Source organism: Pseudomonas sp. PSB11, from assembly GCF_014596605.1.
GTDB classification, from domain to species: Bacteria; Pseudomonadota; Gammaproteobacteria; order Pseudomonadales; family Pseudomonadaceae; genus Aquipseudomonas; species Aquipseudomonas umsongensis.
Genome location: NZ_NOIO01000008.1, coordinates 101,056 through 126,870, shown reverse-complemented (window position 1 = coordinate 126,870; position 25,815 = coordinate 101,056). Strand labels below are relative to the sequence as shown.

The following is a 25,815-nucleotide window of genomic DNA, read 5'->3' as shown; positions in this document are numbered from 1 at the left end:
TTGCCATGCACCTTTAGAGAATCCGCATGCAAACTTTTTTTATCGCACCCACCGATTTTGGCGTGGGCCTGACCTCCATCAGCCTCGGGCTGGTGCGAACCCTCGAGCGGGCCGGCCTCAAGGTTGGCTTTTTCAAGCCGATTGCCCAGCCCCATCCAGGTGACACCGGCCCTGAACGCTCCACCGAGCTGGTGGCGCGCACCCACGGCCTGAAACCGCCAAAACCCTTGGGCCTGGCCCATGTCGAGCGCATGCTCGGCGACGGCCAGCTCGATGAGTTGCTCGAAGAAATCATCACCCTTTATCAGCAGGCCGCCATCGGCAAGGATGTGTTGATCGTCGAAGGCATGGTCCCGACCCGCAGCGCCAGCTATGCCGCGCGGGTCAACTTGCACCTGGCCAAGAGCCTCGATGCCGAGGTGATCCTGGTTTCGGCACCGGAAAACGAAGTACTGACCGAATTGTCTGGCCGAGTGGAACTGCAAGCGCAATTGTTCGGCGGCCCCAAGGATCCGAAAGTCCTCGGCGTGATCCTCAACAAGGTCAAGACCGAGGAAAGCATGGAGGCCTTCGCCGCACGCCTGAACGAACACTCGCCGCTGTTGCGCAGTGGCGACTTCCGTCTGCTCGGTTGTATTCCATACCAGCCGGAACTGAATGCGCCGCGCACGCGAGACGTAGCGGACTTGATGGGCGCACAGGTGCTCAACGCCGGCGACTACGAAACCCGGCGCATGACCAAGATCATCATTTGCGCGCGTACCATGCGCAACACCGTGGAGCTGCTCAAGCCCGGCGTGCTGGTGGTGACCCCGGGCGATCGTGACGACATCATCCTCGCCGTGAGCCTCGCGGCCATGAACGGCGTACCCCTGGCCGGCCTGTTGCTGACCAGCGACACCCTGCCCGACCCGCGCATCATGGACTTGTGCCGCGGCGCCCTGCAGGCGGGCTTGCCCGTGTTGTCGGTGAGCACCGGGTCCTATGACACCGCCAACCAGCTCAATGGCTTGAACAAGGAAATCCCGATCGACGACCGTGAGCGCGCGGAAATCATCACCGATTTCGTCGCCAGCCATCTCGACGCCAACTGGCTGCACCAGCGCTGCGGTACCCCTCGAGAAATGCGCCTGTCGCCAGCGGTGTTCCGTTATCAATTGATCCAGCGCGCCCAGTCCGCCAACAAGCGCATCGTCCTGCCGGAAGGCAGCGAACCGCTGACCGTACAAGCCGCCGCCATCTGCCAGGCCCGAGGCATTGCGCGATGCGTATTGCTGGCCAAGCCTGCAGATGTCGAAGCGGTGGCCCGCGCGCAAGGCATCGAACTGCCGCCAGGGTTGGAAATTCTCGACCCTGACCTGATTCGCGAACGCTACGTCGAGCCGATGGTCGCCCTGCGCAAGTCCAAAAGCCTCAACGCCCCGATGGCCGAGCAGCAACTGGAAGACACCGTGGTGATCGGCACCATGATGCTGGCGCTGGATGAAGTCGACGGGCTGGTATCGGGCGTCATCCACTCTACCGCCAATACCATCCGACCGGCACTGCAATTGATCAAGACCGCACCGGGCTGCACCCTGGTGTCGTCGGTGTTCTTCATGCTGTTTCCCGAAGAAGTGCTGGTCTATGGCGACTGCGTGATGAACCCGCACCCGAGCGCCGCCGAACTGGCCGAGATCGCGCTGCAAAGCGCCGACTCGGCGGCGGCATTCGGCATCACTCCGCGTGTGGCGATGATCAGTTACTCCAGCGGTGAATCTGCCAGTGGCGAGGAAGTCGAGAAGGTACGCGAGGCGACGTTGCTTGCCCATGAACAGCAAAACTCGTTGCTGATCGACGGGCCGTTGCAATACGACGCCGCTGCCAACGAAACCGTGGCCCGGCAACTGGCACCGAACAGCCAGGTGGCCGGTCGCGCCACAGTGTTCGTATTCCCCGACCTGAACACCGGCAACACCACGCACAAAGCCGTGCAGCGTAGCGCCGACTGCGTCAGCCTCGGCCCGATGCTGCAGGGCCTGCGCAAACCGGTGAACGATTTGCCGCGCGGCGCGCAGGTCGACGACATCGTCTACACGATTGCCCTGACCGCGATTCAAGCGGCCAACCGACCTATGGATGTGTAAATGCTGGATTTTCTACCTGCCCCGGCGCGCGGCGTGATCGCCGCGCTGCTGCTGGCGCTGAACACGATTTTGCTGTGCTCGTTCCTGTTCTGTGTGGCGCTGATCAAGGTCCTGCCGTTCGCATTCACCCAACGCATTGCACACTGGTTGATGAGCCATACCCACGAAGCCTGGATCAGCATCAATAAAGGCTGGATGAACCTGGTCCGTCGCACCCGCTGGCACGTCAGCGGCCTGCAAGGCCTGGACTATCAGCACTCGTACCTGATCACCAGCAATCACCAGAGCTGGGTCGACATCCTGGTGCTGCAATATGTGCTCAATCGACGTATCCAGCCGCTGAAGTTCTTCCTCAAGCAGGAGTTGATCTGGGTACCGGTGATCGGCCTGGCCTGGTGGGCACTGGGATTCCCGTTCATGAAGCGCTACTCCAAGGCCTATCTGGAAAAGCACCCGGAGAAGAAAGGTGAGGACCTGGAAACCACGCGCAAGACTTGTGCGAAGTTTCGCAACAACCCGGTGGGCATCTTCAATTTCGTCGAAGGCACGCGCTTCACCGAAGGCAAGCATGCCCAGCAGAAATCGCCTTTCAAGTACTTGCTCAAGCCCAAGGCTGGGGGCATTGCTTTTGTACTGGATGCCATGGGTGAACAACTGGAATCGATCGTCAACGTGGCCATCCACTACCCGACCGGGCGCCCGGGTTTCCGGGATTTGCTGTGCGGGAATGTTGCGGATGTGGTGGTGCACTTTGAAGAGCTGAAGATTGCGCCGCAGTTCATAGGCAAGAACTACGACCAGGACGGTGAGTATCGCCTGCAGTTCCAGGGCTGGATCAACCAGATGTGGCAGGACAAGGATGCTCTGCTTGCGCAGATGCACCGCGAATATCCAGCCAAGTATTGAAGCGCCTGTACCGGCCTCTTCGCGGGCAAGCCCGCTCCCACAGGATGTTGGGTCGTATACAAAAAATGTGATCGCCGAGATCACTGTGGGAGCGGGCTTGCCCGCGAAGGCGTCCGACCAGACACAAAAAAACCCGCCGATGATCACTCATCGGCGGGTTTTTTATTTGCGGCCAGCGCTTAGATCGCGCCGCGCTTACGCAGCAGATCCAGCACCTGCTTCACGCCGTCTTCCAGCGAGACTGACTGGGTATCGATCACCAGATCGGCATCCAGCGGCACGTCGTACGGGAAGGACTCGCCCGGGATGTTGTCCCCGGCTGCCGCGTACAAGCCTTGCGGGTCACGTTCGGCACAGACCGTCGGCGAGGCCTGGACGTAGACCGTCAGCAGGCGCTCTTTGCCGATCAGTTCCCGGGCCTGTTCACGACCTTCGGCACTCGGTGCAACGAACGCTGCCAGGGTCAGTAGGCCGGCTTCGTTGAACTGACGCGCCACGTGCGCGGCACGACGCCAGTTCTCGGTGCGACCGGCGCGATCCTGTGGCAGGCCTTTGTTCAGGTCGTGACGCAGGTTCTGGCCATCGAGCACGTACACCGCACGACCCAGGTCGAACAGTTTGCGCTCGACCGCATAAGCCAGGGTGCTTTTGCCCGCGCCCGACAAGCCGCTGAACAGCACGGTGGCCGGTTGCTGGCCGAAGCGCTGCGCGCGCTCTTCGGTAGCGACGTGGGCCAGCTTGCCGTGGTGGGTGCTGGTGCCATGCGCCAACGGCTGCGCGACGATCATGCCGGCGCCGACGGTGCCGTTGGTCAGGCGGTCGATGATGATGAAGGCGCCGGTGGTGCGGTTGCTGTCGTAACCGTCGAGGGCAATCGGCGCGTCGAGCGCGATCTTGACCTTGCCGATTTCGTTCAGCTGCAGCGCGCTGGCCGGACCTTCTTCCAGGGTATTCACGTCAACCTTGTTGACGATGCTGGCGATGGAACCCGGCACGTAACTGGTGGCGCGTTTGATGTCGTATTTCTTGCCCGGCAGCATCGGCTCTTCAGCCATCCACACCAGCATCGCTTCGAAGCTGTCGGTGACTGGCGGCACGTTGTCGGCATGCACCAACAGGTCGCCACGGGAGATGTCGATCTCGTCTTCCATGGTCAGGGTTACCGCCTGACCAGGACCTGCGTGTTCCAGTTCACCTTCGAAGGTGACGATGGATTTCACGCGGCTGCTTTTGCCCGACGGCAGCACCACGACTTCGTCGCCCTTCTTGACGATGCCGCTGGCCAGGGTGCCGGCGAAACCGCGGAAGTTCAGGTTCGGACGGTTGACGTATTGCACCGGGAAACGCAGGTCGGTGAAGTTGCGATCGCCCGCCACTTCCACGGTCTCGAGGATTTCCATCAGCGACTGGCCGGTGTACCACGGCGAACGCTCGGACTTGTTCACCACGTTGTCGCCTTTGAGCGCAGACATCGGCACGAAGTGCATCGTGGTGGGCTTCATCTTCAAGCCTTCGGCGAACTGCAGGTAGTCAGCCTTGATCGACTCGAACACGCCCTGGTCGAAGTCCTTGAGGTCCATCTTGTTGATGGCCACAACGATGTGCTTGATGCCCAGCAACGAGGCGATGAAGCTGTGGCGACGGGTCTGGGTCTGCACGCCGTAACGGGCGTCGACCAGGATGATCGCCAGGTCACAGGTGGAGGCACCGGTGGCCATGTTGCGGGTGTACTGCTCATGGCCGGGGGTGTCGGCGATGATGAATTTGCGCTTGGCGGTGGAGAAATAGCGGTACGCGACATCGATGGTGATGCCTTGCTCACGCTCGGCCTGCAGGCCATCGACCAGCAGTGCCAGGTCGATGTCTTCACCGGTGGTGCCGACTTTTTTCGAGTCGCGGGTAATCGCTTCCAGGTGATCTTCGTAGATCATCTTGGAGTCGTGCAGCAGGCGCCCGATCAGGGTGCTCTTGCCGTCGTCGACGTTACCGCAGGTCAAAAAGCGCAGCAGCTCTTTACGTTCGTGCTGGCCCAGGTAGGCGAGGATGTCCTCGCTGATCAAATCAGATGCGTGCGACATGACAGCCCCTTAGAAATAACCTTGACGTTTTTTGTCTTCCATCGAGCCTGCGCCATCATGGTCGATGACACGGCCCTGGCGCTCGGAAGTTCGCGTCAGGAGCATTTCCTGAATGATGTCCGTGAGGCTTTCGGCCTCGGACTCCACCGCGCCCGTCAACGGGTAGCAGCCAAGGGTACGGAACCGCACTTTCTTCTTGACGATACGCGCTTTGTCTTCATCGCTCAGGTGTTCGAGGATGCGCTCGTCGTCGATCATGATCAGGGTGCCGTTCTTCTCGATGACTTCACGCTCGGCGGCGAAGTACAGCGGGACGATCGGGATGCCTTCCAGATAGATGTACTGCCAGATGTCCAGCTCGGTCCAGTTCGACAACGGGAATACGCGGATGGATTCGCCCTTGTTGACCTTGCCGTTGTAGACGTTCCACAGCTCGGGGCGCTGGTTTTTCGGGTCCCAGCGGTGCTTGCTGTCGCGGAACGAGTACACACGCTCTTTGGCGCGGGACTTCTCTTCGTCGCGGCGCGCACCACCGAAGGCGGCGTCGAAACCATATTTGTCCAAAGCCTGCTTCAGGCCTTCGGTCTTCATGATGTCGGTGTGCTTGGCACTGCCGTGGGTGAACGGATTGATGCCTTGTGCCACGCCGTCGGGGTTCACATGGGTGATCAGGTCCAGGCCCAGCTCGGCGACCATCTTGTCGCGGAACCTGTACATCTCCTGGAATTTCCACCGGGTGTCGACGTGCATCACCGGGAACGGCAGCTTGCCGGGGAAGAACGCCTTGCGTGCCAGGTGCAGCATCACGGCGGAGTCTTTACCGATGGAGTACAGCATCACCGGGTTGTCGAACTCGGCGGCCACCTCGCGGATGATGTGGATGCTTTCCGCCTCCAGCTGTTTCAGATGCGTCAGTTTGTCGACCATGGCTACTCACGAAAACATTCTTATGAACGGCCAGCGGGCCGTGTTCGAGCGGGGAATCCTAGCACAGCGCCCCCTTCTAATCAGGACGCGAACTAGATCGAAAGAGCATATGAATATGCCCGCCTGTTTGGGCGTTCATCGGCGAACTCATCTCTGTGGGAGCTGCCGCAGGCTGCGATCTTTTGATCTTGATCTTGAAAAAGCAAAATCAAAAGATCGCAGCCTGCGGCAGCTCCTACAGGGGGGCCTCTCAGATGGGGTTCGGGCAATCGATGAAGATGTGCTCAAGGGCAAACCGCTTCGCCAGGTAATCACCCAGCGCCTGCACGCCATAACGCTCGGTGGCATGGTGCCCGGCAGCAATGAAGCTGATGTCGTTTTCCCGGGCACTGTGGAAGGTTTGCTCCGAGGCTTCGCCGCTGAGGTACAGATCGACGCCCGCCAGTATCGCCTGGTCGATGTAGCCCTGACCGCCACCGGTGCACCAACCAACGCGGCGGATCATTGCGCTGCCTTCAATCAGCAATGGCTCGCGGCCCATGACTTCTTGCACACGGCGGGCGAAATCCCGGGGGGAGGCAGGCTCGTTCAACGAACCGACCAGGCCGACGATCTTCAGGTTGTCCGGGTCCAGCGGACCTTCGACGGTAATGTCCAGTTGCCGTGCCAACTGCACGTTGTTGCCAACATCAGGGTGCAGGTCCAGCGGCAGGTGATAGGACAGCAGGCTGATGTCGTGCTTGAGCAGGGTCTTGAGGCGGCGCTGCTTCATGCCGGTGATGCACGGGTTCTCGCCTTTCCAGAAGTAGCCGTGATGCACCAGCACCAGATCCGCGTTGGCCTCTACCGCAGCATCGAGCAAGGCCTGGCTGGCGGTAACGCCGCTGACGATGCGCATCACCTGCGGCCGGCCCTCGACCTGCAGGCCGTTGGGGCAGTAATCGGCAATTTTCGAACTAGTGAGGTAACGGTCGGCTTCTTCGACCAGGGTGCTCAGGGCGACGGCCATAAAAGACTCCTAAATATCCCGTTCAGAGGCACGCGCGGCCTCGTATAATGCGCGTCATTATGAGCGGTCTCATACCGCCTGCAACTCTCTCAGGACGTGTTTAATGCTCAAGGCGCTGCGTTTTTCCGGCTGGCCGCTGTTGGCCGGCGTGCTTGTCGCTCTGTTAATCATCCAGCGTTACCCGCAGTGGGTCGGGCTTCCAAGCCTCGACGTCAACCTGCAACAGGCCCCGCAAACCACCAGTATGCAGCAAGGCCCGGTGTCCTATTCCGACGCGGTGACCACCGCCGCGCCGTCGGTGGTGAACCTGTACACCACCAAAGTCATCAACAAACCCAATCATCCGCTGTTCGAGGACCCGCAGTTTCGTCGATTCTTCGGCGACAACTCGCCCAAGCAGAAACGCATGGAGTCGAGCCTGGGCTCCGGCGTGATCATGAGCCCGGAAGGCTACATCCTGACCAACAACCACGTGACCAGCGGTGCCGACCAGATCGTGGTGGCGCTCAAGGACGGCCGTGAAACCCTAGCTAGGGTGATTGGCAGCGACCCGGAAACCGACCTCGCGGTCCTCAAGATCGACCTGAAGAAACTGCCTTCGATCACTGTCGGCCGCTCCGACAACATCCGCATCGGCGACGTGGCCCTCGCCATCGGCAACCCGTTCGGCGTCGGCCAGACGGTAACCATGGGCATCATCAGTGCCACCGGGCGTAATCAGCTGGGCCTGAACAATTATGAAGACTTCATCCAGACCGACGCCGCGATCAACCCCGGCAACTCCGGCGGTGCACTGGTGGACGCCAATGGCAACCTGACCGGTATCAATACGGCGATTTTCTCCAAGTCCGGAGGCTCGCAAGGCATTGGTTTCGCGATTCCGGTGAAGCTGGCCATGGAAGTGATGAAATCGATCATCGAACACGGCCAGGTGATTCGCGGCTGGCTCGGTATCGAAGTGCAGCCATTGTCCCAGGAACTGGCGGAGTCGTTTGGCCTGTCGGGGCGTCCGGGCATCGTCGTCGCCGGGATTTTCCGCGACGGTCCGGCGCAGAAAGCCGGCCTGCAACTGGGCGACGTGATTCTCAGCATCGACGGCGAACCGGCTGGCGATGGCCGACGCTCGATGAACCAGGTCGCGCGGATCAAGCCGACCGATAAGGTCACGATCGAGGTGATGCGCAACGGCAAGGAACTCAAGCTCACGGCGGAAATCGGCTTGCGCCCGCCACCGGCGCCGGTCAAAGAGAAAGAAGAAAACTAACGCAGTCGAGGTACATGATCGTTCCCACGCTCTGCGTGGGACGATCAGTGTGACGGAGGTTTAGAGGTCGCCGAGGCCGTCGATCAGGGCCTGGTTTTGCTCCGGCGTGCCGATCGAAATCCGCAGGAACTGGGCAATCCGCTCCTGCTTGAAGTGCCGCACGATCACGCCTTGCTCGCGCAATTTAGCTGCCAGGCCTGCCGCATCGTGCTTGGGGTGACGGGCGAAGATGAAGTTCGCGGCCGACGGCAGCACTTCAAAGCCCTTCGCCTGCAACTGCGCGACCACCTTGTCGCGGCTCTCGATGACCAATCGGCACGTCTTGTCGAAGTACTCACGATCCTCGAACGCCGCCGCCGCGCCGACATTCGCCATGCGATCGATCGGATAGGAGTTGAAGCTGTTCTTGATCCGCTCCAGCGCCTCGATCAGGTCCGGATGCCCCACCGCCAGCCCAACCCGCAGGCCCGCCAGGGAACGGGATTTTGACAGGGTCTGGGTCACCAGCAGGTTTGGATAACGGTCTACCAACGTGATTGCCGTCTCGCCACCGAAGTCGATGTAAGCCTCGTCCACCACGACCACCGAGTCCGGGCTGCCCTTGAGGATTTGCTCGACCGCCTCCAGCGCCAACAGGCAACCGGTCGGTGCGTTCGGGTTGGGGAAAATGATCCCGCCGTTCGGTTTTGCGTAGTCCGCAGGATTGATCAGGAACTGCTCGTCCAGCGGCACCGCATCGAACTTGATGCCGTACAGCCCGCAATAGACCGGATAGAAGCTGTAGCTGATGTCCGGGAACAGCAGCGGCTGATCGTGCTGCAGCAACCCGTGGAAGATGTGTGCCAGCACTTCGTCGGAGCCGTTGCCGAGAAATACCTGGTTGCTCTGCACGCCGTAGTACTTGGCCACGGCATTTTTCAGCAGGTCGCTGTTCGGGTCCGGGTACAGGCGCAGGTTGTCGTTCAATTCGGTCTGCATCGCAGCCAGGGCCTTGGGCGATGGACCGTAGGGGTTTTCGTTGGTGTTGAGCTTCACCAGTTTTGCCAGCTTTGGCTGCTCGCCGGGTACGTAAGGCACCAGGTTCTTGACGAACGGGCTCCAGAATTTACTCATCTCAGTTCCCCTGCTTGTCGTCGATGATGCGGTATTCGGCACTGCGGGCGTGGGCAGTCAGCGACTCGCCACGGGCCAGCACGGAAGCGGTTTTGCCGAGGTCGGACGCGCCCTGCTCCGAGCAGAAAATGATCGACGAACGTTTCTGGAAGTCGTATACGCCCAGCGGCGACGAGAACCGCGCCGTGCCGGAAGTCGGCAATACGTGGTTCGGGCCTGCGCAGTAGTCGCCCAGCGCTTCGCTGGTGTGGCGACCCATGAAGATGGCGCCGGCATGACGGATCTGTGGAAGCCAGGCTTGCGGATCGGCAACCGACAACTCCAGGTGCTCCGGCGCGATGCGGTTGGCCACTTCGATGGCTTGCTCCATGTCACGCACCTGGATCAGCGCACCACGGCCGTTGATCGAGGTTTCGATGATCTCGGCGCGCTCCATGGTCGGCATCAGTTTGGCAATGCTCGCGGCGACCTGATCGAGAAAGGCCGCATCCGGGCTGACCAGGATCGCCTGGGCGTCTTCGTCATGCTCGGCCTGGGAGAACAGATCCATGGCAATCCAGTCAGGATCAGTCAGGCCGTCACACACCACGAGGATCTCGGACGGGCCGGCAATCATGTCGATACCGACCTGGCCAAACACGTGACGCTTGGCGGTGGCGACATAGATGTTGCCCGGGCCAACCACTTTGTCGACTTGCGGCACGCTTTCGGTGCCATAAGCCAGCGCGGCAACAGCTTGGGCTCCACCGATGGTGAACACACGGTCAACGCCCGCGATACAGGCGGCAGCCAGCACCAGCTCGTTGATTTCGCCGCGTGGGGTCGGCACCACCATGACCACTTCGGTCACGCCGGCAACCTTGGCCGGAATCGCGTTCATCAACACGGAAGAAGGGTACGACGCCTTGCCGCCCGGCACGTACAGACCGGCGCGATCGAGCGGCGTGACCTTTTGGCCCAGCACGGTGCCGTCAGCTTCGGTGTAGCTCCAGGAGTCCTGTTTCTGCTTTTCGTGGTAGCTGCGTACGCGGGCCGCGGCTTTTTCCAGGGCTTCGCGCTGTGGCACGGTAATGCGGGTCAACGCCAGTTCCAGGCGCTCGCGCGGCAGGATCAGGTCAGCCATGGAGGCGACGTCCAACCCGTCGAACTGTCGGGTGAACTCCACCAACGCGGCATCGCCACGCTCGCGCACGGCCTTGATGATGTCCAGCACCCGCTGATTGACCGAGTCGTCAGACACACTTTCCCAGCTCAGCAGATGATCCAGATGATGTGCGAAATCCGGGTCAGCAGCGTTGAGTCGGCGAATTGCAGTCGGTGCGGTCATAGCGAGAGCCTCATAGGATTGGCAAAAAACTCAGGCGCCCGAAGCTAACATTCGATCCGCTTGGGCACCTGAGAATTCTGGCTATGAGGCGGATAGACGGCGCAACTCAAAGTCGCGCGGGTGAATCAGCCGCGGTGTCGAGACTCCACTGCCTTGCGCAGGGTGTCGATCAACGCCTGGATACGGGCGTGCTGCATTTTCATCGAAGCTTTGTTGACGATTAGCCGGGAGCTGATGGCCGCGATGAAATCCTGTGGCTCCAGGCCGTTGGCCCGCAGCGTGTTACCGGTGTCGACCACGTCGATGATCTTGTCGGCCAAGCCGATCAACGGCGCCAGCTCCATCGAGCCGTAGAGCTTGATGATGTCGACCTGACGGCCCTGCTCGGCGTAGTAGCGCTTGGCAACGTTGACGAACTTGGTGGCGATACGCAGGCGGCCCTTGGGCTCGACCGCGCCGACCTTGCCGGCGGTCATCAACTTGCACTGGGCAATCTGCAAGTCCAATGGCTCGTACAGGCCTTGACCGCCGTATTCCATCAGCACGTCTTTACCAGCAACACCGAGGTCGGCGGCACCATGCTCGACATAGGTCGGCACGTCGGTGGCACGCACGATCAACAGGCGTACATCTTCCTGGGTCGTGGGAATGATCAGCTTGCGACTCTTGTCCGGATTCTCGGTCGGCACGATGCCCGCTTCAGCCAGAAGCGGCAGGGTGTCGTCAAGGATGCGGCCCTTGGACAGTGCGATGGTCAACATGGGAAACGTCAGTCCTTATCAAGGTACTCATGTCCGGTCGCAAATGGCGCCGGACACACATCGAGCCGGAAACCGGCTCGACTCACAACAATTCAACGGGCACGTCCCTGCGCCCATGCAGCAGAAACTAGCCCGGAACGCGGCGGATCTTGGCGCCCAGCATCTGCAGTTTCTCTTCGATGCACTCGTAACCACGGTCTATGTGGTAGATGCGATCGATCAGGGTATCGCCGTCGGCAATCAGCGCCGAAATCACCAGGCTGGCCGAAGCCCGCAAGTCGGTGGCCATCACTGGCGCGCCCTTGAGCTTCTCGGTGCCGGTGACGATGGCGGTGTTGCCCTCGACCTGGATCTTGGCGCCCATGCGGTGCAGTTCGTACACGTGCATGAAGCGGTTTTCGAAGATCGTCTCGATCACAGCACCCGTGCCTTCGGCAATGGCGTTGAGGGAGATGAACTGCGCCTGCATGTCGGTCGGGAACGCCGGGTACGGAGCGGTTCGCACGTTCACGGCTTTAGGCCGCTTGCCGTGCATGTTCAGCTCGATCCAGTCTTCACCGGTGGTGATTTCGGCGCCTGCTTCGCGGAGTTTCTCCAGCACGGCTTCGAGAATGGTCGGATCGGTGTCCTTGACCTTCACACGCCCGCCGGTCACGGCTGCGGCCACCAGGTAGGTGCCGGTTTCGATACGGTCCGGCATCACCTTGTAGGTGGTGGTGTGCAGACGCTCAACGCCATCGATGGTGATGGTGTCGGTGCCAGCGCCGGAAACCTTGGCGCCCATGGCGTTCAGGAAGTTCGCCAGGTCGACGACTTCAGGCTCGCGCGCGGCGTTCGCCAGGACACTGCGGCCCTTGGCCAGGGCTGCAGCCATCATGATGTTTTCGGTACCGGTCACACTGACGGTGTCGAAGAAGAAATGCGCACCGCGCAAGCCGCCTTCTGGCGCCTTGGCCTTGATGTAGCCGCCTTCGACGTCGATGATCGCGCCCATGGCCTCCAGGCCACGGATGTGCAGGTCCACCGGACGCGAACCGATGGCGCAACCGCCAGGCAACGCGACTTCGGCTTCACCGAAACGGGCAACCATCGGGCCCAGCACCAGGATCGACGCACGCATGGTCTTAACCAGTTCGTACGGAGCGATCAGGGTCTTGATGGTACGCGGATCGATTTCGACGGCCAGTTTCTCGTCGATCACCGGCTCGATCCCCATGCGACCGAACAGTTCGATCATGGTGGTGATGTCGTGCAGGTGTGGCAGGTTGGCAACGGTCACCGGACCATCGCACAGCAGGGTGGCCGCCAGGATCGGCAGGGCAGAGTTCTTTGCCCCGGAGATGCGGATCTCGCCGTCAAGACGAGCACCGCCAGTAATAATCAATTTATCCATAAGAATCTCTACGCCCGTGGGCTCAGGTGCGCTCGGCCCAGGCCGCGCTGCTGAAAAATTTCATAGTGACCGCATGGATGCTGCCATCGGTGATCCATGGGTTCAAATGGGCATAGACCTGCTGCTGACGCTTCACCGGGCTCAACGCCGCCAGTTCATCGCTAATCACGTTCAGCTGGAAATTGCAGCCTTCGCCCTCGACTTCTACCTTCGTTCCGGGCAGCTTTCCTTCAAGAAAGCTCTTCACTTCGTTGGCCTGCATGCTCAACCTCAATCGGCGCCCTGTGCGCGCGGGTCGGACATCATACAAAAAAGCCCCGCGCCTGCGAACCCCGGGAAGCAGGACTCTGACGGGGGGCTTCTTTATAGATGCGGGTTAGGGATGCGCCAACAGCTCGGTCAGTTCACTGACCTGAGCGATTTCGCGCATGTCTTCTGGCATCCCGCGGATGCTCAGCGCCTTGCCGGCCGCCTGGGCATCTCGCATGAAACACAACAGCAACGACAGACCGACGCTGCTGGATTTCTCCACCGCCGAACAATCGACTACCACGGCCGCGGCCTTGCTGGCCTTGATCAGCGCCTGCCCCTGCTCGCGCAATTGAGGGCCGGTGCGATAATCCAGCACACCGCTGAGCCGCAGCTCGCCGGCGTCGTCTATCTGGACCGCCGACTCACTCATTGGGTCTGTTTCTCGGTGGATTGCTCAGCGGTTTCCTTGGCCTTGGCGACTTCCCCGGCCCAACCATTGATGGTTTTGTCCAGGTCGTTGCCATTGCGCTGCATCGCATCAGCGAACTGATCACGGAACAGCTTGCCAATGTTGATACCGTTGATGATGACGTTGCGCAGCTTCCACTCGCCACCGACCTTTTCCAGTGTGTAGGACACAGGATAGATCGCGCCGTTGCTGCCCTTGACTGTCATGCCGACACTCGTACGGTTGCCCGACTCGTCCTTGGCAGGATCAACGGTGATGCCTTGGTTGTTGTACTCAAGCAAGGCATTGCCATAGAACTGGAACAGACCCTTCTTGAAGTTTTCTTCAAAGGTCTTCATTTGCGCAGGGGTCGCCTTGCGCGAGTACTTGACCGTCATGATGCTCTTGGAAATACCTTCGGCATCCACTACAGGCCCGACAATGCTGTTGAGCGCCGCGTAGAAGTCCTGCGGATCCTGCTTGTACTTCTCTTTGTTGGCGGCCAGGTCGGCCAGCAGCCGGTTAGTGGTGTCCTGGACCAGCTCGTGCGCGCTAGGCGCCGCCACGGCATTGGCCATCATCGGCAAGGCCGCGAGCAAAACCAACAGGCCACGTCGCAAGGTAGAGATCATTCAAAAGCTCCTCATTTGGCGTCTTTGCTAACGGTATTGAGCAGGAATTTACCGATCAGGTCCTCGAGCACCAGCGACGACTGGGTGTCGTGGATGGTCCCACCATCCTTGAGCAAGGCTTCTTCCCCGCCCACGCTGATACCGATGTACTTCTCGCCCAACAGGCCAGCGGTCAGGATAGATGCAGTGGAGTCTGCCGGTAGGTTATCTACGCGCTTCTCCAGTTGCATGGTTACCCGACCAGTGAAACTGTCGCGATCCAGATCGATTGCCGTGACCTTGCCGATGGTCACACCGGCCATGGTCACTTTAGCTCTGACAGTCAAACCGGCGATATTGTCGAAATACGCATAAAGTTTATAGGTTTCGGTGCTCGGGCTCGGGGACAGTCCACTGACCCGCAACGCCAGCAACAGCAAAGCCAGGATGCCAGCCAGCAAGAAAAGGCCGACACCGATTTCCAGGGTGCGGTTTTGCATCAGAAATCTCCAAACATCAAGGCGGTCAGAATAAAGTCCAGGCCGAGCACAGCCAAAGAGGCATACACCACGGTCTTGGTAGTGGCACGGCTGATCCCCTCTGAAGTGGGTTCACAGTCATAGCCTTGGAATACGGCGATCCAGGTCACGACAAAGGCGAAGACCATGCTTTTGATGATGCCGTTGAGCACATCGTCGACAAAGGTCACGCTGTTCTGCATGTTCGACCAGTAGGAGCCTTCATAGACACCCAGCCAGTCGACGGCCACCCAGGAACCGCCCCAGATACCCACCACGCTGAAGATCATCGCCAGCACCGGCAGGGAAATGAAGCCGGCCCACAGGCGCGGGGCAATGATGTACTTGAGCGGGTCCACCCCGATCATCTCCAGGCTGGAGAGCTGTTCGGTGGACTTCATGTTGCCGATTTCCGCGGTCAGTGCCGAACCGGCACGCCCGGCGAACAGCAATGCCGTGACCACCGGCCCCAGCTCACGCAGCAGCGTCAGCGCCACCATCTGCCCCACCGCCTGCTCCGAACCGTAGCTGGACAGGATGTTGAAGCCTTGCAGCGCCAGCACCATGCCGATGAATATCCCGGAGACCACGATGATCACCAGGGACATCACGCCCACTGAATGCAGTTGCTTGACCAGCAGGCCAAACCCGCCACCGATGCCACCACGCCCCAGCAATGCATGGAACAGGAACAGCGAAGAGCGCCCGAACACCGCCAGCACGTCGATGCCGCCATGGCCGAACCGGCGCACCCTTTCCAAAAGTGAAATCTTGCGCATCAACGCTTCCCCAGGAGATCTGCGCGGTAATCCGTCGCTGGAAAGTGATAGGGGACCGGACCGTCGGGCTCGCCTGTCATGAATTGACGGATACGCGGATCGTCCGAGTTCATCAGCTCGGCGGGCGAGCCCTGCCCCAACACCTGCCCGTCGCCCACGACATAGATGTAGTCGGCGATGCTGGCGGTTTCGGCCAGGTCATGGGAAACCACGATACTGGTAATGCCCAGCGCATCGTTGAGCAAGCGGATCAGGCGCACCAGCACGCCCATGGCAATGGGGTCCTGTCCGACGAAGGGCTCGTCATACATGAGAATCTGCGGATCGAGCGCAATCGCCCGCGCCAGTGCGACGCGACGCTTCATGCCGCCGGACAGTTCGTCGGGCATCAGGTCGATCGCACCGCGCAATCCCACGGCCTGCAATTTGAGCAGGACGATGTCGCGGATCATTTCTTCGGGCAGCTTGGTATGAACGCGCAATGGGAACGCGACGTTCTCGAAGACATCGAGGTCGGTAAACAGTGCGCCACTCTGAAACAGCACGCCCATGTGCTTGCGTGCATCGAACAGATCACTGCGCGACAACGCCGGCAGGTTCTGACCATTGACCCATACTTCGCCACTGGCAGGCCGCAACTGCGCGCCCATCAAACGCAACAGCGTGGTCTTGCCACACCCGGAAGGCCCCATGATGCCGGTGACCTTGCCGCGCGGGATGCGGATATCAATGTTATTGAAAATGCTGCGCGCACCGCGCTTGAAGGTCAGTCCCTTCAGCTCGACCGCGTAGGCGTTATCGGCACTCATCTAAACTCCTTGCGATGCAGCCTCACACTCGGACGCCTGGCTTCCTGACAAAAGCACATACTCCTGGGCGGGCCGAACTGGCGGCGAACTATATCACTGCAAGCGTCACGCGCCCAAGGCCAATGCCAGACCATGTTCAGCGACGTGACAGCCAGAAAGCTCCATCTAGAGGGGATTCGGTAACAACAGATGACAATGGGCAACGAACTTGCGTGAGGGTTTCAACCATACCGGCTATAATCGCCGCCTTTTCACCAGGCCAAACATTTTCAAAATGAGCCAATCCAGCGACCTGATCAAGTCAGCACAACGCACCATCCGCCTCGAACTGGAAGCCGTAAAAAGCTTGCTGCCCCGTATCGACAAGGATTTCGTGCGCGCCTGCGAAATGATTCTGGCCAGCAAAGGCCGCGTCGTCGTGGTCGGCATGGGCAAATCGGGGCACATCGGCAACAAGATCGCCGCCACCCTGGCCAGTACCGGCACCACGGCGTTTTTCGTGCACCCGGCCGAAGCCAGCCATGGCGACATGGGCATGATCACCCGCGACGACATCATCCTGGCGCTGTCCAACTCCGGCTCGACCCATGAAATCATCACCCTGCTGCCGCTGATCAAGCGCCTGGGCATCCAGCTGATCAGCATGACCGGCAAGCCCGACTCGCCGCTGGCCAAGGCGGCAGAGGTCAACCTGAATGTACAGGTCGACCACGAGGCCTGCCCATTGAACCTGGCGCCCACCTCGTCGACGACCGCGGCACTGGTCATGGGTGACGCCCTGGCCGTCGCGCTGCTGGAAGCCCGCGGCTTTACCGCTGAGGATTTCGCCTTTTCCCATCCGGGCGGTGCACTGGGCCGACGCCTGCTGCTGAAAGTGGAAGACGTCATGCACGCCGGGCAAGAGCTGCCGCAGGTACAGCGCGGCACCCTGCTCAAGGATGCGCTGATGGAAATGACCCGCAAGGGCCTGGGCATGACCGTGATACTCGAGACCGACGGCAAGCTGGCCGGGATCTTCACCGACGGTGATTTGCGCCGCACGCTGGACCGCAGCATCGACATCCACACCGCCACTATTGATCAGGTCATGACGGCCCATGGCAAGACGGCCCGCGCCGAAATGCTCGCCGCCGAGGCCTTGAAAATAATGGAAGATCACAAAATCAACGCGCTGGTCGTGGTCGACAGCGAAGATCGCCCGGTCGGTGCCCTGAACATGCACGACTTGCTGCGTGCGGGAGTAATGTAATGAGCACGGACCTGCTGCAACGCGGCCAACAAATCAAACTGGCGGTGTTCGACGTCGACGGCGTCCTGACCGACGGGCGCCTGTACTTCCTCGAAGACGGTAGCGAATTCAAGACGTTCAACACCCTCGACGGCCAGGGCATCAAGATGCTGATGGCCGCCGGCGTACAGACCGCGATCATCAGCGGCCGCAAAACCCCGGTAGTCGAACGACGCGCGAAGAACCTCGGCATTCCCCACCTGTACCAGGGTCGCGAAGACAAACTGGTGGTACTCGACGAGCTTCTTGCGCAACTCGGCCTAAGCTATGAACAGGTCGCCTACCTCGGTGACGACCTGCCGGACCTGCCGGTGATCCGCCGCGTCGGCCTGGGCATGGCAGTGGCCAACGCCGCCAGCTTCGTGCGCGAACACGCGCATGGCATTACCCTGGCCCGTGGTGGCGAAGGTGCTGCCCGCGAGTTCTGCGAATTGATCCTGCGCGCCCAGGGCCGCCTCGATGCGGCCAATGCCGCGTACCTGTGAGTCAAACCATGTTCAGCAAAAAAGTTCGCAAGACATTGGTGGTCAGTTGCATCGTGGCGATTTTCGCTGCGGTCGGCTACTGGAACATCAGCCCGGAACGCTTCCTCGACAAGCCACCGGCCAAGACTGAAGAAAGCCCGATTGACTGGTACGCGACCAACACTCATACCTTGCAGTACCTCGAAGACGGCAAGGTGCAGTACGAAATGACGTCGGAAAAGGCCGAGCACGTCAAGGCAACCGACATCACGCTGGTGACCAAGCCCGACCTGAACATGTACCGCGGCACCGATTTTCCGTGGCATGTGACCAGCGATCACGGTGAGGTGAACTCCGGCGGGACCGAGGTCGAACTGATCGACAACGTGCGCGTCAAGCGTACCGACGAAAAGAACCGCGACACCCTGATCACCAGTACTCGCATGACCGTGTTCCCGCAGCAGCAATATGCGCAGACTCAGCAACCCGTTAGAATCGACGGCGCTGGCGGTGTATCGACTGGTGTCGGCATGAAGGCGTATTTGAAAGAAAGCAGGATACACCTGCTATCGAACGTAAGAGGACAGTATGAGGCTCGTTAAAACCCTCCCTATTTTGCTCAGTCTGGGCGCAGCACTGGGAAGCGTGAGCGCCTGGGCTCTGCCGGACGATCAGCAGCAACCCATCCGCATCCAGGCCGACGACGCCCAACTGGACGACAAGAACGGTGTGGCCACCTATACGGGCGATGTGGTCATCACCCAGGGCTCGATCATTGTCAAGGGCAACAAGGTGACCATGACCCGCGCCCCCGATGGCGACGTCGACGTGGTGACCTCGGTGGGTAACCTGGCCTACTTCGAGCAACTGCAGACCGCAGGCGACACCAAGCCCGTGCAGGGATGGGGCGTGACCATCCAGTACCTCGCCAAGCAAAATCGTGTCGTGCTGATCGACCGCGCCAAGGTCATCGACAAGGACAGCAACGTCACTCAAGGCGAGAAAATCGTCTATGACACCGAGAAAAAGCTGGCCAGCGCCGGTCGCGCAACGGGCAGCAAGGTGACCGAGTCGCGTCCGCGCATCGACATGGTGATCCAGCCGAAAAAGAAAACCGACGAGCAAAAGGCCCCTTAATGGCAACTCTGAAAGCCCAGCACCTGGCGAAGAGCTACAAGAGCCGCCAGGTCGTGCGAGACGTCAGCCTGTCCATCGACAGCGGCCAGATCGTCGGCCTGCTCGGCCCCAACGGCGCCGGCAAGACCACCTGTTTCTACATGATCGTCGGCCTGGTACAGGCCGATCAGGGTCGCGTGCTGATCGATGACCTCGATGTCAGCCACCAGCCGATGCACGGTCGTGCCAAGGCGGGTATCGGTTATCTGCCGCAAGAAGCGTCGATCTTCCGCAAACTCTCCGTGGCCGACAACATCATGGCCATCCTCGAGACCCGCAAGGAACTCGACAAGGCCGGTCGCCGCAAGGAACTGGAAAGCCTGCTGCAGGAGTTCCACATCAGCCACATCCGCGACAACCTCGGCATGAGCCTGTCCGGTGGCGAACGCCGCCGCGTGGAAATCGCCCGGGCACTGGCCACCAACCCGAAATTCATCCTGCTCGACGAACCGTTCGCCGGCGTGGACCCGATCTCGGTGGGTGACATCAAGCAGATTATCCACCACCTCAAAGCCAAGGGCATCGGCGTGCTGATCACCGACCACAACGTCCGTGAAACCCTGGATATCTGCGAAACCGCCTATATTGTCAACGATGGTCAACTGATCGCCGAAGGCGACGCTGAAACCATCCTGGCCAATGACCTGGTGAAAGAAGTGTACCTGGGGCATGAATTCCGCCTGTAAGCATCGCGGTGCCCGGCGAGTCGGCAGAGCGCTTGGCGCAATAAAAAATCAACCTTTTTTTATTGTTACAGCGCTCTAGGCAAACGCCGCGATTTCGGGCATATAATTTGCTTATGTTTGGCGCTCCGGCGCCCTGTAGTGGATGGCGCATGTGCGCCGGCGAATAAGGTGTTAAGCCCCTGCCATGAAACCATCGCTAGTCTTGAGAATGGGCCAGCAGCTGACGATGACACCGCAGCTGCAACAGGCCATCCGCCTGCTCCAATTGTCGACCCTGGACCTGCAACAGGAAATCCAGGAGGCCCTGGAGTCCAATCCGATGCTCGAGCGCCAGGAAGAAGGCGACGACTTCGACAATTCCGACCCGCTGGCCGACAACGCCGAACACAAACCCAGTACCGACACTCAGGAACCTTCCTACCAGGAAAGCGCCACGACCGTCGATAATATCGAGGAAGGCGACTGGAACGAGCGCATTCCCAACGAACTGCCTGTCGACACCGCCTGGGAAGACGTCTACCAGACCAGCGCCAGCAGCCTGCCAAGCAACGATGACGACGAGTGGGATTTCACCACCCGCACATCAGCCGGCGAGAGCCTGCAAAGCCACCTGCTGTGGCAATTGAACCTGGCACCGATGTCCGACACCGATCGCCTGATCGCCGTGACCCTGATCGATTGCATCAACAACCAGGGCTACCTGGACGAGACGCTGGAGGAAATCCTCGAAGCCTTCGATCCGGAACTGGACATCGAACTGGACGAAATCGAAGCCGTCCTGCACCGCATCCAGCAATTCGAACCTGCCGGCATCGGCGCACGCAACCTGGGTGAATGCCTGCTGCTGCAATTGCGCCAACTGCCCGCCAAGACGCCTTGGCTGGCCGAAGCCAAGCGCCTGGTCACTGACTACATCGACTTGCTCGGCAGCCGCGACTACAGCCAGCTGATGCGCCGCATGAAGCTCAAGGAAGATGAGCTGCGCCAGGTGATCGAGCTGGTCCAGAGCCTTAACCCGCGCCCGGGCTCGCAAATCGAGTCGACCGAAGCCGAATACGTGGTTCCGGACGTGATCGTACGCAAGGATAACGAACGCTGGCTGGTGGAGCTCAACCAGGAGTCGGTGCCCCGCCTGAGGGTCAACGCCCAGTATGCGGGCTTCGTTCGTCGTGCCGACACCAGCGCCGACAACACCTTCATGCGCAATCAACTGCAGGAAGCCCGCTGGTTCATCAAGAGCCTGCAAAGCCGCAACGAAACCCTGATGAAAGTGGCCACGCAGATCGTCGAGCATCAGCGCGGCTTCCTGGAGTATGGCGACGAAGCCATGAAGCCATTGGTCCTGCATGACATCGCCGAAGCGGTCGGCATGCATGAGTCGACGATTTCGCGGGTTACCACGCAGAAATTCATGCATACCCCTCGGGGCATTTATGAACTGAAATACTTTTTCTCCAGTCACGTCAGCACCTCCGAGGGCGGAGAATGCTCGTCCACGGCGATTCGCGCGATCATCAAAAAACTGGTGGCGGCGGAAAATCAGAAAAAGCCGTTGAGTGACAGCAAGATCGCTGGTTTACTGGAGGCACAAGGCATTCAGGTGGCTCGCCGCACCGTCGCCAAGTACCGCGAATCCCTCGGGATCGCGCCTTCGAGCGAACGCAAGCGGTTGATGTAGGGCCACGCCACAGCGTTCCAGTGGCAGATCATCTGGATCTGCCGCTTTATGCACTGGCAACGAAGGAGAAGCTGTATGCAAGTCAACATCAGTGGACACCAACTGGAAGTGACCAAGCCCCTGCGTGAATACGTCGAGCTCAAGTTCAAGAAGCTCGAGGGGCATTTCGACAAGATCACCAACGTGCAAGTCACGATGTGCGTCGAAAAGTTGAAGCAGAAAATCGAAGCCACGCTGCATATACCCGGCAATGAGGTCGTCGCCAACGCGGAACATACCGATATGTACGCGGCAATCGACGCACTGACCGACAAGCTGGATAAACAACTCAAAAAGCATAAGGAAAAGACTCAGAGCCTCCTCCAGGGCGCTACGGGTCGTTAACACTCCCAACCCATGATCCGACTTGAAAGCATCCTGACCCCCGGCCGTTCCCTGGTGAACGTGCCGGGCGGCAGTAAAAAGAAAGCCCTCGAGCAAATTGCCAACCTCATCCATCGCGAAGTGCCGGATCTGGCCATGCAGGATGTTTTCGAGAGCCTGGTCGCCCGTGAAAAACTCGGCTCCACCGGCTTTGGTAACGGCATCGCCATTCCCCACTGCCGTCTAAAGGGCTGTGATGCGCCCATCAGTGCCTTGATGCACCTGGACGCCCCTATCGATTTCGACGCCATCGACGGCGCTCCGGTTGACCTGTTGTTCGTGCTACTGGTCCCGCAAGCCGCTACCGATGCGCACCTGGAGCTGTTACGCCAGATCGCCAGCATGCTCGACCGCAAGGAAGTGCGTGAGAAACTGCGCAGCGCCCCGAGCAATGAAGCCTTGTATCAGGTTGTCCTGGACGAGCAAAACGGTCATTAATCATGCGCTTGATCATCGTCAGCGGCCGTTCTGGCTCCGGTAAAAGTACCGCCCTCGACGTCCTCGAGGACAACGGTTACTACTGCATTGACAACCTGCCTGCCGGGTTGCTGCCTGAATTGGCCGAGCGAGCGCTGATACACACCGAACTGGCGCAACCACTGGTTGCCGTGTCCATCGATGCTCGCAACCTGCCAAGCCACCTGTCGCGGTTCCCCGAGTTACTGGCAGAAGTGCGCAGTCGCCACATCCAGTGCGATGTCCTGTACCTGGATGCCGACGAGGAAACCCTGCTCAAACGTTTCTCGGAAACCCGTCGGCGTCACCCGCTAAGCAACGCCAACCGCTCGCTGGCCGAAGCGATCAACGACGAGACCACCCTGCTCGGACCGATTGCCGACCTTGCCGATCTCAAGCTCAACACCACCAGCCTGAATTTGTATCAACTGCGCGATACCATCAAGCTGCGCCTGCTGAACCAACCGGAACCCGGTACGGCGTTTCTCGTGGAGTCGTTCGGGTTCAAGCGTGGCATGCCGGTCGACGCCGACCTGGTATTCGATGTGCGCTGCCTGCCCAATCCTTACTGGAAGCCGGAACTGCGCGAGCAGTCCGGGCTAGACCAACCGGTGGCCGACTACTTGGCGGCACAACCCGACGTGGAGGAAATGTTCCAGGACATTTCTACGTACCTGCTCAAATGGCTGCCACGTTTTGCCGCCAGCAACCGCGCCTATGTCACCATTGCCATTGGCTGCACCGGCGGCCATCACCGCTCCGTCTACCTGACTGAACGTCTTGGCCAGGTCCTGCAGCAATCCCTGAAGAATGTCCAGGTTCGCCACCGCGACCTCAGCTAAAGGATTCACACCGCGATGCCTGCTCTGGAAATCGAAATCATCAACAAGCTGGGCCTGCATGCCCGCGCTTCGGCAAAATTCGTTGGGGTCGCTGGCCAATACAAGGATTGCACGATCAGGGTAGGACGCACGCCGGAAACCACCGTCGATGGTAAAAGCATCATGGCAATGATGATGCTTGCTGCCGGCAAGGGCACCAAGATTCATTTGAGCACGGAAGGCGAGCAGGCACAGGAAGCGCTGGATGCGCTGGTGGCGTTGATCAATAACTATTTCGACGAAGGCGAGTAAAGGTCAAGGACCGTCCGAACTCGGTCCGAGCCGGGGCCTGCTGGCGAAGGCAGCCTTGAATCAGGATGATCTTTCTGGCGCCATCGCTGGCAAGCCAGCTCCCAAAGGTTTTGCCAAACCCCACAAAAAGGCGCGCCACCCAATGGGTGGCGCGCCTTTTTATCCAGAGGGCGAAGCTTAGCTGCCCGCCACCGTCATCCGCTCGATCAGCACCGAGCCCGTGCGAATGTTGCTGCGCAGTTCCAGATCATTGCCCACGGCTACGATCTGCTTGAACATGTCACGCATGTTGCCGGCGATGGTCACTTCCTGCACCGCGAACTGGATCTCGCCGTTTTCGACCCAGTAACCCGCCGCACCACGAGAGTAATCGCCGGTCACCATGTTCAGGCCCTGGCCCATCAATTCGGTGACCAACAGACCACGCCCCATGCGACGCAGCAGGGCGGCCTGGTCCTCATCGCCATGGCTGACGAACAGGTTATGCACACCGCCAGCGTTGGCGGTGCTCGGCATGCCAAGCTTGCGGCCTGAATAGGTCCCAAGAATATAGGACACCAATTCGCCTTTTTCGACGAACGGCTTGGCGTAGGTCGCCAGGCCATCACCATCGAACGCCGCACTGCCCATGGCACGCATCAGGTGCGGACGCTCGTCGATGGTCAGCCATTGCGGAAACAGCTTCTGCCCCAGCGTACCTTCGAGGAACGAGGACTTTCGGTACAGGCTGCCACCGGAAATAGCCGAGAGGAAGCTGCCGAACAACCCGCCGGCCAGCTCCGCGGAAAACAGCACCGGCACCTCGCACGTCGGCACCGGTCGCGCGCCCAGGCGGCTCGCCGCGCGTTGCGCGGCTTTTTGGCCGATGCTCACCGGATCGGCCAGCAGATTGCCTTGGCGATTCACGTCGTACCAATAATCGCGCTGCATCTGGCCATCAGCCTCGGCGATCATGACGCAACTCAAACTGTGCCGGGTCGACGCATAACCGCCGATAAACCCGTGGCTGTTGCCGTAGACACGGCAGCCCTGGTGCGTGCTCAGGGTGGTGCCATCGGCATTGCTGATGCGGCTGTCGGCAGCAAACGCCGCGGCCTCACAGGCCAGCGCCTGCTCGATCGCCTGTTCCGGGGTGATATCCCATTGGTGGAACAGGTCGAAATCCTGGACATCCCGGGCCATCAGCGCGGCATCCGCCAGGCCCGAGGCTTCGTCTTCAGAGGTGTGCTTGGCGATAGCCAGGGCAGCGGCAACGGTTTCGCGAATCGCCTCTGGCCCACTGGCCGACGTACTGGCCGAGCCCTTGCGCTGACCGACATACAAGGTGATGCCAAAACCCTGATCGCGGTTGAACTCGACGGTTTCGACTTCGCGCTGGCGAACGGTGGTCGACAGGCCCTGCTCGAGGGACACCGCCACTTCACAGGCACTGGCGCCCTGTCGCTTGGCTTCAGCGATGATTTGCTCGACTTGTTCTTGCAGTGCCGGCAACGCTTGTGGGCCGACGCTTTCAACTGCACTCATGCTGTTCTCCACTCAAATTCTGCTTTCGGTAACGGTCATCGAGCGACCGGGCCGGACAAGCGGCCCCCGACTGGTTATCATGGCGGCGTTTCTTTGCGGACGGCCACCATGGTTGATTCTTACGACGACTCCCTCGATACGGGAGAAAAAAGCAAATCCCAGGTTAAACGCGAGCTGCATGCTCTGGTTGACCTCGGCGAGCGCCTTACAACGCTCAAGCCTGACTTGCTGGCAAAACTGCCGTTGACCGACGCCTTGCGCCGGGCCCTGGCCGATGCGCCCAAGCACACCGCGAACATCGCGCGTAAACGGCACCTGCAGTTCATCGGCAAACTGATGCGCGATCAGGACACTGACGCGATTCTGGTTTTGCTCGATCAACTCGATGCCTCCACTCGCCAGTACAACGAACGCTTCCATAACCTGGAACGTTGGCGCGATCGCCTGATCGCCGGCGACGATGCCGTACTGGAAAAATTCGTCGTCGACTACCCGGACGCGGACCGCCAGCAATTGCGTTCCCTGATCCGTCAGGCCCAGCACGAGGTTGCGCAAAACAAGCCTCCTGCATCCAGCCGTAAAATCTTCAAGTACATCCGTGAGCTGGACGAGACTCAACGCGGCCTGCGTTGATTAACGTCCATCCCCTGGAGGAGCTGCCGCAGG

At 60.2% G+C, this 25,815-nt stretch carries 28 protein-coding genes; 14 read left to right on the top strand and 14 right to left on the bottom strand.

Translation table 11 applies throughout. The features are described 5' to 3' along the window. The first annotated feature begins 26 nt into the window (after positions 1-26). A complete protein-coding gene (pta, locus tag CGA21_RS12505) occupies positions 27-2,126 on the top strand; it encodes a phosphate acetyltransferase (protein WP_110746839.1) in 2,100 nt (699 codons plus the stop codon). Continuing rightward, positions 2,127-3,032 carry an acyltransferase gene (locus CGA21_RS12500; RefSeq protein ID WP_188264278.1) on the top strand — a complete coding sequence of 302 codons (906 nt, stop codon included), beginning with the start codon at positions 2,127-2,129 and terminating at the stop codon, positions 3,030-3,032. 179 nt (positions 3,033-3,211) lie between these two features. Here CGA21_RS12500 and cysN read toward each other — a convergent pair whose 3' ends face one another. The 3 genes from cysN to CGA21_RS12485 all read right to left on the bottom strand — a co-directional run bounded on the left by cysN (position 3,212) and on the right by CGA21_RS12485 (position 7,046). Beyond that, complete coding sequence (gene cysN, locus CGA21_RS12495; protein ID WP_110746836.1) at positions 3,212-5,110, bottom strand: sulfate adenylyltransferase subunit CysN; 1,899 nt, start codon at positions 5,108-5,110, stop codon at positions 3,212-3,214. Between the two features lie 9 nt (positions 5,111-5,119). Further along, complete coding sequence (gene cysD / locus CGA21_RS12490) at positions 5,120-6,037, bottom strand: sulfate adenylyltransferase subunit CysD (RefSeq protein ID WP_110746834.1); 918 nt, start codon at positions 6,035-6,037, stop codon at positions 5,120-5,122. A gap of 250 nt (positions 6,038-6,287) precedes the next feature. Then, entirely contained in the window at positions 6,288-7,046 is a 759-nt protein-coding gene (locus CGA21_RS12485; protein ID WP_110746833.1) for a Nif3-like dinuclear metal center hexameric protein, read from the bottom strand. Positions 7,047-7,149: 103 nt separating this feature from the next. On the opposite strand from CGA21_RS12485, the gene algW reads away from it, so the two are divergent. Then, the gene (gene algW, locus CGA21_RS12480) at positions 7,150-8,310 is read left to right on the top strand and encodes a Do family serine endopeptidase AlgW (protein WP_033044846.1); all 1,161 of its coding nucleotides are present in this window, start codon (positions 7,150-7,152) and stop codon (positions 8,308-8,310) included. A gap of 60 nt (positions 8,311-8,370) precedes the next feature. On the opposite strand, the gene hisC is transcribed toward algW, so the two are convergent. From hisC to CGA21_RS12430, 10 genes are all read right to left on the bottom strand, one after another. Beyond that, the gene (hisC, locus tag CGA21_RS12475) at positions 8,371-9,423 is read right to left on the bottom strand and encodes a histidinol-phosphate transaminase (RefSeq protein ID WP_188264277.1); all 1,053 of its coding nucleotides are present in this window, start codon (positions 9,421-9,423) and stop codon (positions 8,371-8,373) included. 1 nt (position 9,424) lies between these two features. Further along, the gene (gene hisD / locus CGA21_RS12470; RefSeq protein ID WP_020796652.1) at positions 9,425-10,750 is read right to left on the bottom strand and encodes a histidinol dehydrogenase; all 1,326 of its coding nucleotides are present in this window, start codon (positions 10,748-10,750) and stop codon (positions 9,425-9,427) included. A gap of 125 nt (positions 10,751-10,875) precedes the next feature. Then, entirely contained in the window at positions 10,876-11,511 is a 636-nt protein-coding gene (hisG, locus tag CGA21_RS12465) for an ATP phosphoribosyltransferase (protein WP_008018703.1), read from the bottom strand. Between the two features lie 127 nt (positions 11,512-11,638). Continuing rightward, entirely contained in the window at positions 11,639-12,904 is a 1,266-nt protein-coding gene (murA, locus tag CGA21_RS12460; protein ID WP_020796651.1) for a UDP-N-acetylglucosamine 1-carboxyvinyltransferase, read from the bottom strand. A 22-nt stretch (positions 12,905-12,926) separates the two neighbouring features. After that, positions 12,927-13,166, bottom strand: coding sequence for a BolA family protein (locus CGA21_RS12455; protein ID WP_020796650.1), 240 nt, complete (start codon positions 13,164-13,166; stop codon positions 12,927-12,929). A 114-nt stretch (positions 13,167-13,280) separates the two neighbouring features. Further along, positions 13,281-13,586, bottom strand: coding sequence for a lipid asymmetry maintenance protein MlaB (locus CGA21_RS12450; RefSeq protein WP_110746829.1), 306 nt, complete (start codon positions 13,584-13,586; stop codon positions 13,281-13,283). Continuing rightward, positions 13,583-14,236 (bottom strand): phospholipid-binding protein MlaC, encoded by a 654-nt coding sequence (locus CGA21_RS12445; protein ID WP_110746828.1) that lies wholly within the window; start codon positions 14,234-14,236, stop codon positions 13,583-13,585. Before CGA21_RS12445 ends, CGA21_RS12450 begins: the two co-directional genes overlap by 4 nt. An 11-nt stretch (positions 14,237-14,247) precedes the next feature. After that, the gene (gene mlaD / locus CGA21_RS12440) at positions 14,248-14,715 is read right to left on the bottom strand and encodes an outer membrane lipid asymmetry maintenance protein MlaD (RefSeq protein WP_008054374.1); all 468 of its coding nucleotides are present in this window, start codon (positions 14,713-14,715) and stop codon (positions 14,248-14,250) included. Continuing rightward, positions 14,715-15,512, bottom strand: coding sequence for a lipid asymmetry maintenance ABC transporter permease subunit MlaE (gene mlaE / locus CGA21_RS12435; protein WP_110746826.1), 798 nt, complete (start codon positions 15,510-15,512; stop codon positions 14,715-14,717). The genes mlaD and mlaE overlap by 1 nt, the downstream gene beginning before the upstream one ends. After that, positions 15,512-16,321, bottom strand: a complete 810-nt coding sequence (locus CGA21_RS12430; protein WP_110746824.1) for an ATP-binding cassette domain-containing protein — start codon at positions 16,319-16,321, stop codon at positions 15,512-15,514. The genes mlaE and CGA21_RS12430 overlap by 1 nt, the downstream gene beginning before the upstream one ends. A 274-nt stretch (positions 16,322-16,595) precedes the next feature. On the opposite strand from CGA21_RS12430, the gene CGA21_RS12425 reads away from it, so the two are divergent. The 10 genes from CGA21_RS12425 to CGA21_RS12380 all read left to right on the top strand — a co-directional run bounded on the left by CGA21_RS12425 (position 16,596) and on the right by CGA21_RS12380 (position 23,625). Continuing rightward, entirely contained in the window at positions 16,596-17,570 is a 975-nt protein-coding gene (locus tag CGA21_RS12425; RefSeq protein ID WP_110747074.1) for a KpsF/GutQ family sugar-phosphate isomerase, read from the top strand. Further along, a complete protein-coding gene (locus CGA21_RS12420; protein WP_020796644.1) occupies positions 17,570-18,094 on the top strand; it encodes a KdsC family phosphatase in 525 nt (174 codons plus the stop codon). The genes CGA21_RS12425 and CGA21_RS12420 overlap by 1 nt, the downstream gene beginning before the upstream one ends. A gap of 8 nt (positions 18,095-18,102) precedes the next feature. Continuing rightward, positions 18,103-18,675: an LPS export ABC transporter periplasmic protein LptC gene (gene lptC, locus CGA21_RS12415; protein WP_020796643.1), complete on the top strand. Its 573-nt coding sequence runs from the start codon at positions 18,103-18,105 to the stop codon at positions 18,673-18,675. Beyond that, positions 18,662-19,210, top strand: coding sequence for a lipopolysaccharide transport periplasmic protein LptA (lptA, locus tag CGA21_RS12410; RefSeq protein WP_033044848.1), 549 nt, complete (start codon positions 18,662-18,664; stop codon positions 19,208-19,210). Before lptC ends, lptA begins: the two co-directional genes overlap by 14 nt. Continuing rightward, a complete protein-coding gene (gene lptB, locus CGA21_RS12405; protein WP_008054366.1) occupies positions 19,210-19,935 on the top strand; it encodes an LPS export ABC transporter ATP-binding protein in 726 nt (241 codons plus the stop codon). Before lptA ends, lptB begins: the two co-directional genes overlap by 1 nt. Before the next feature lie 184 nt (positions 19,936-20,119). Next, the gene (locus tag CGA21_RS12400; protein ID WP_033044849.1) at positions 20,120-21,613 is read left to right on the top strand and encodes an RNA polymerase factor sigma-54; all 1,494 of its coding nucleotides are present in this window, start codon (positions 20,120-20,122) and stop codon (positions 21,611-21,613) included. A gap of 75 nt (positions 21,614-21,688) precedes the next feature. Further along, complete coding sequence (hpf, locus tag CGA21_RS12395) at positions 21,689-21,997, top strand: ribosome hibernation-promoting factor, HPF/YfiA family (RefSeq protein ID WP_020796640.1); 309 nt, start codon at positions 21,689-21,691, stop codon at positions 21,995-21,997. 12 nt (positions 21,998-22,009) lie between these two features. Further along, entirely contained in the window at positions 22,010-22,474 is a 465-nt protein-coding gene (ptsN, locus tag CGA21_RS12390) for a PTS IIA-like nitrogen regulatory protein PtsN (RefSeq protein WP_110746820.1), read from the top strand. 2 nt (positions 22,475-22,476) lie between these two features. Then, positions 22,477-23,334, top strand: a complete 858-nt coding sequence (gene rapZ, locus CGA21_RS12385) for an RNase adapter RapZ (RefSeq protein WP_083348227.1) — start codon at positions 22,477-22,479, stop codon at positions 23,332-23,334. A 15-nt stretch (positions 23,335-23,349) separates the two neighbouring features. Next, entirely contained in the window at positions 23,350-23,625 is a 276-nt protein-coding gene (locus tag CGA21_RS12380; protein ID WP_020796637.1) for an HPr family phosphocarrier protein, read from the top strand. A 177-nt stretch (positions 23,626-23,802) separates the two neighbouring features. Here CGA21_RS12380 and pmbA read toward each other — a convergent pair whose 3' ends face one another. Beyond that, positions 23,803-25,149, bottom strand: a complete 1,347-nt coding sequence (gene pmbA / locus CGA21_RS12375) for a metalloprotease PmbA (protein WP_188264276.1) — start codon at positions 25,147-25,149, stop codon at positions 23,803-23,805. 108 nt (positions 25,150-25,257) lie between these two features. On the opposite strand from pmbA, the gene yjgA reads away from it, so the two are divergent. After that, positions 25,258-25,782, top strand: a complete 525-nt coding sequence (yjgA, locus tag CGA21_RS12370; RefSeq protein ID WP_008054354.1) for a ribosome biogenesis factor YjgA — start codon at positions 25,258-25,260, stop codon at positions 25,780-25,782. Positions 25,783-25,815: the final 33 nt, after the last annotated feature.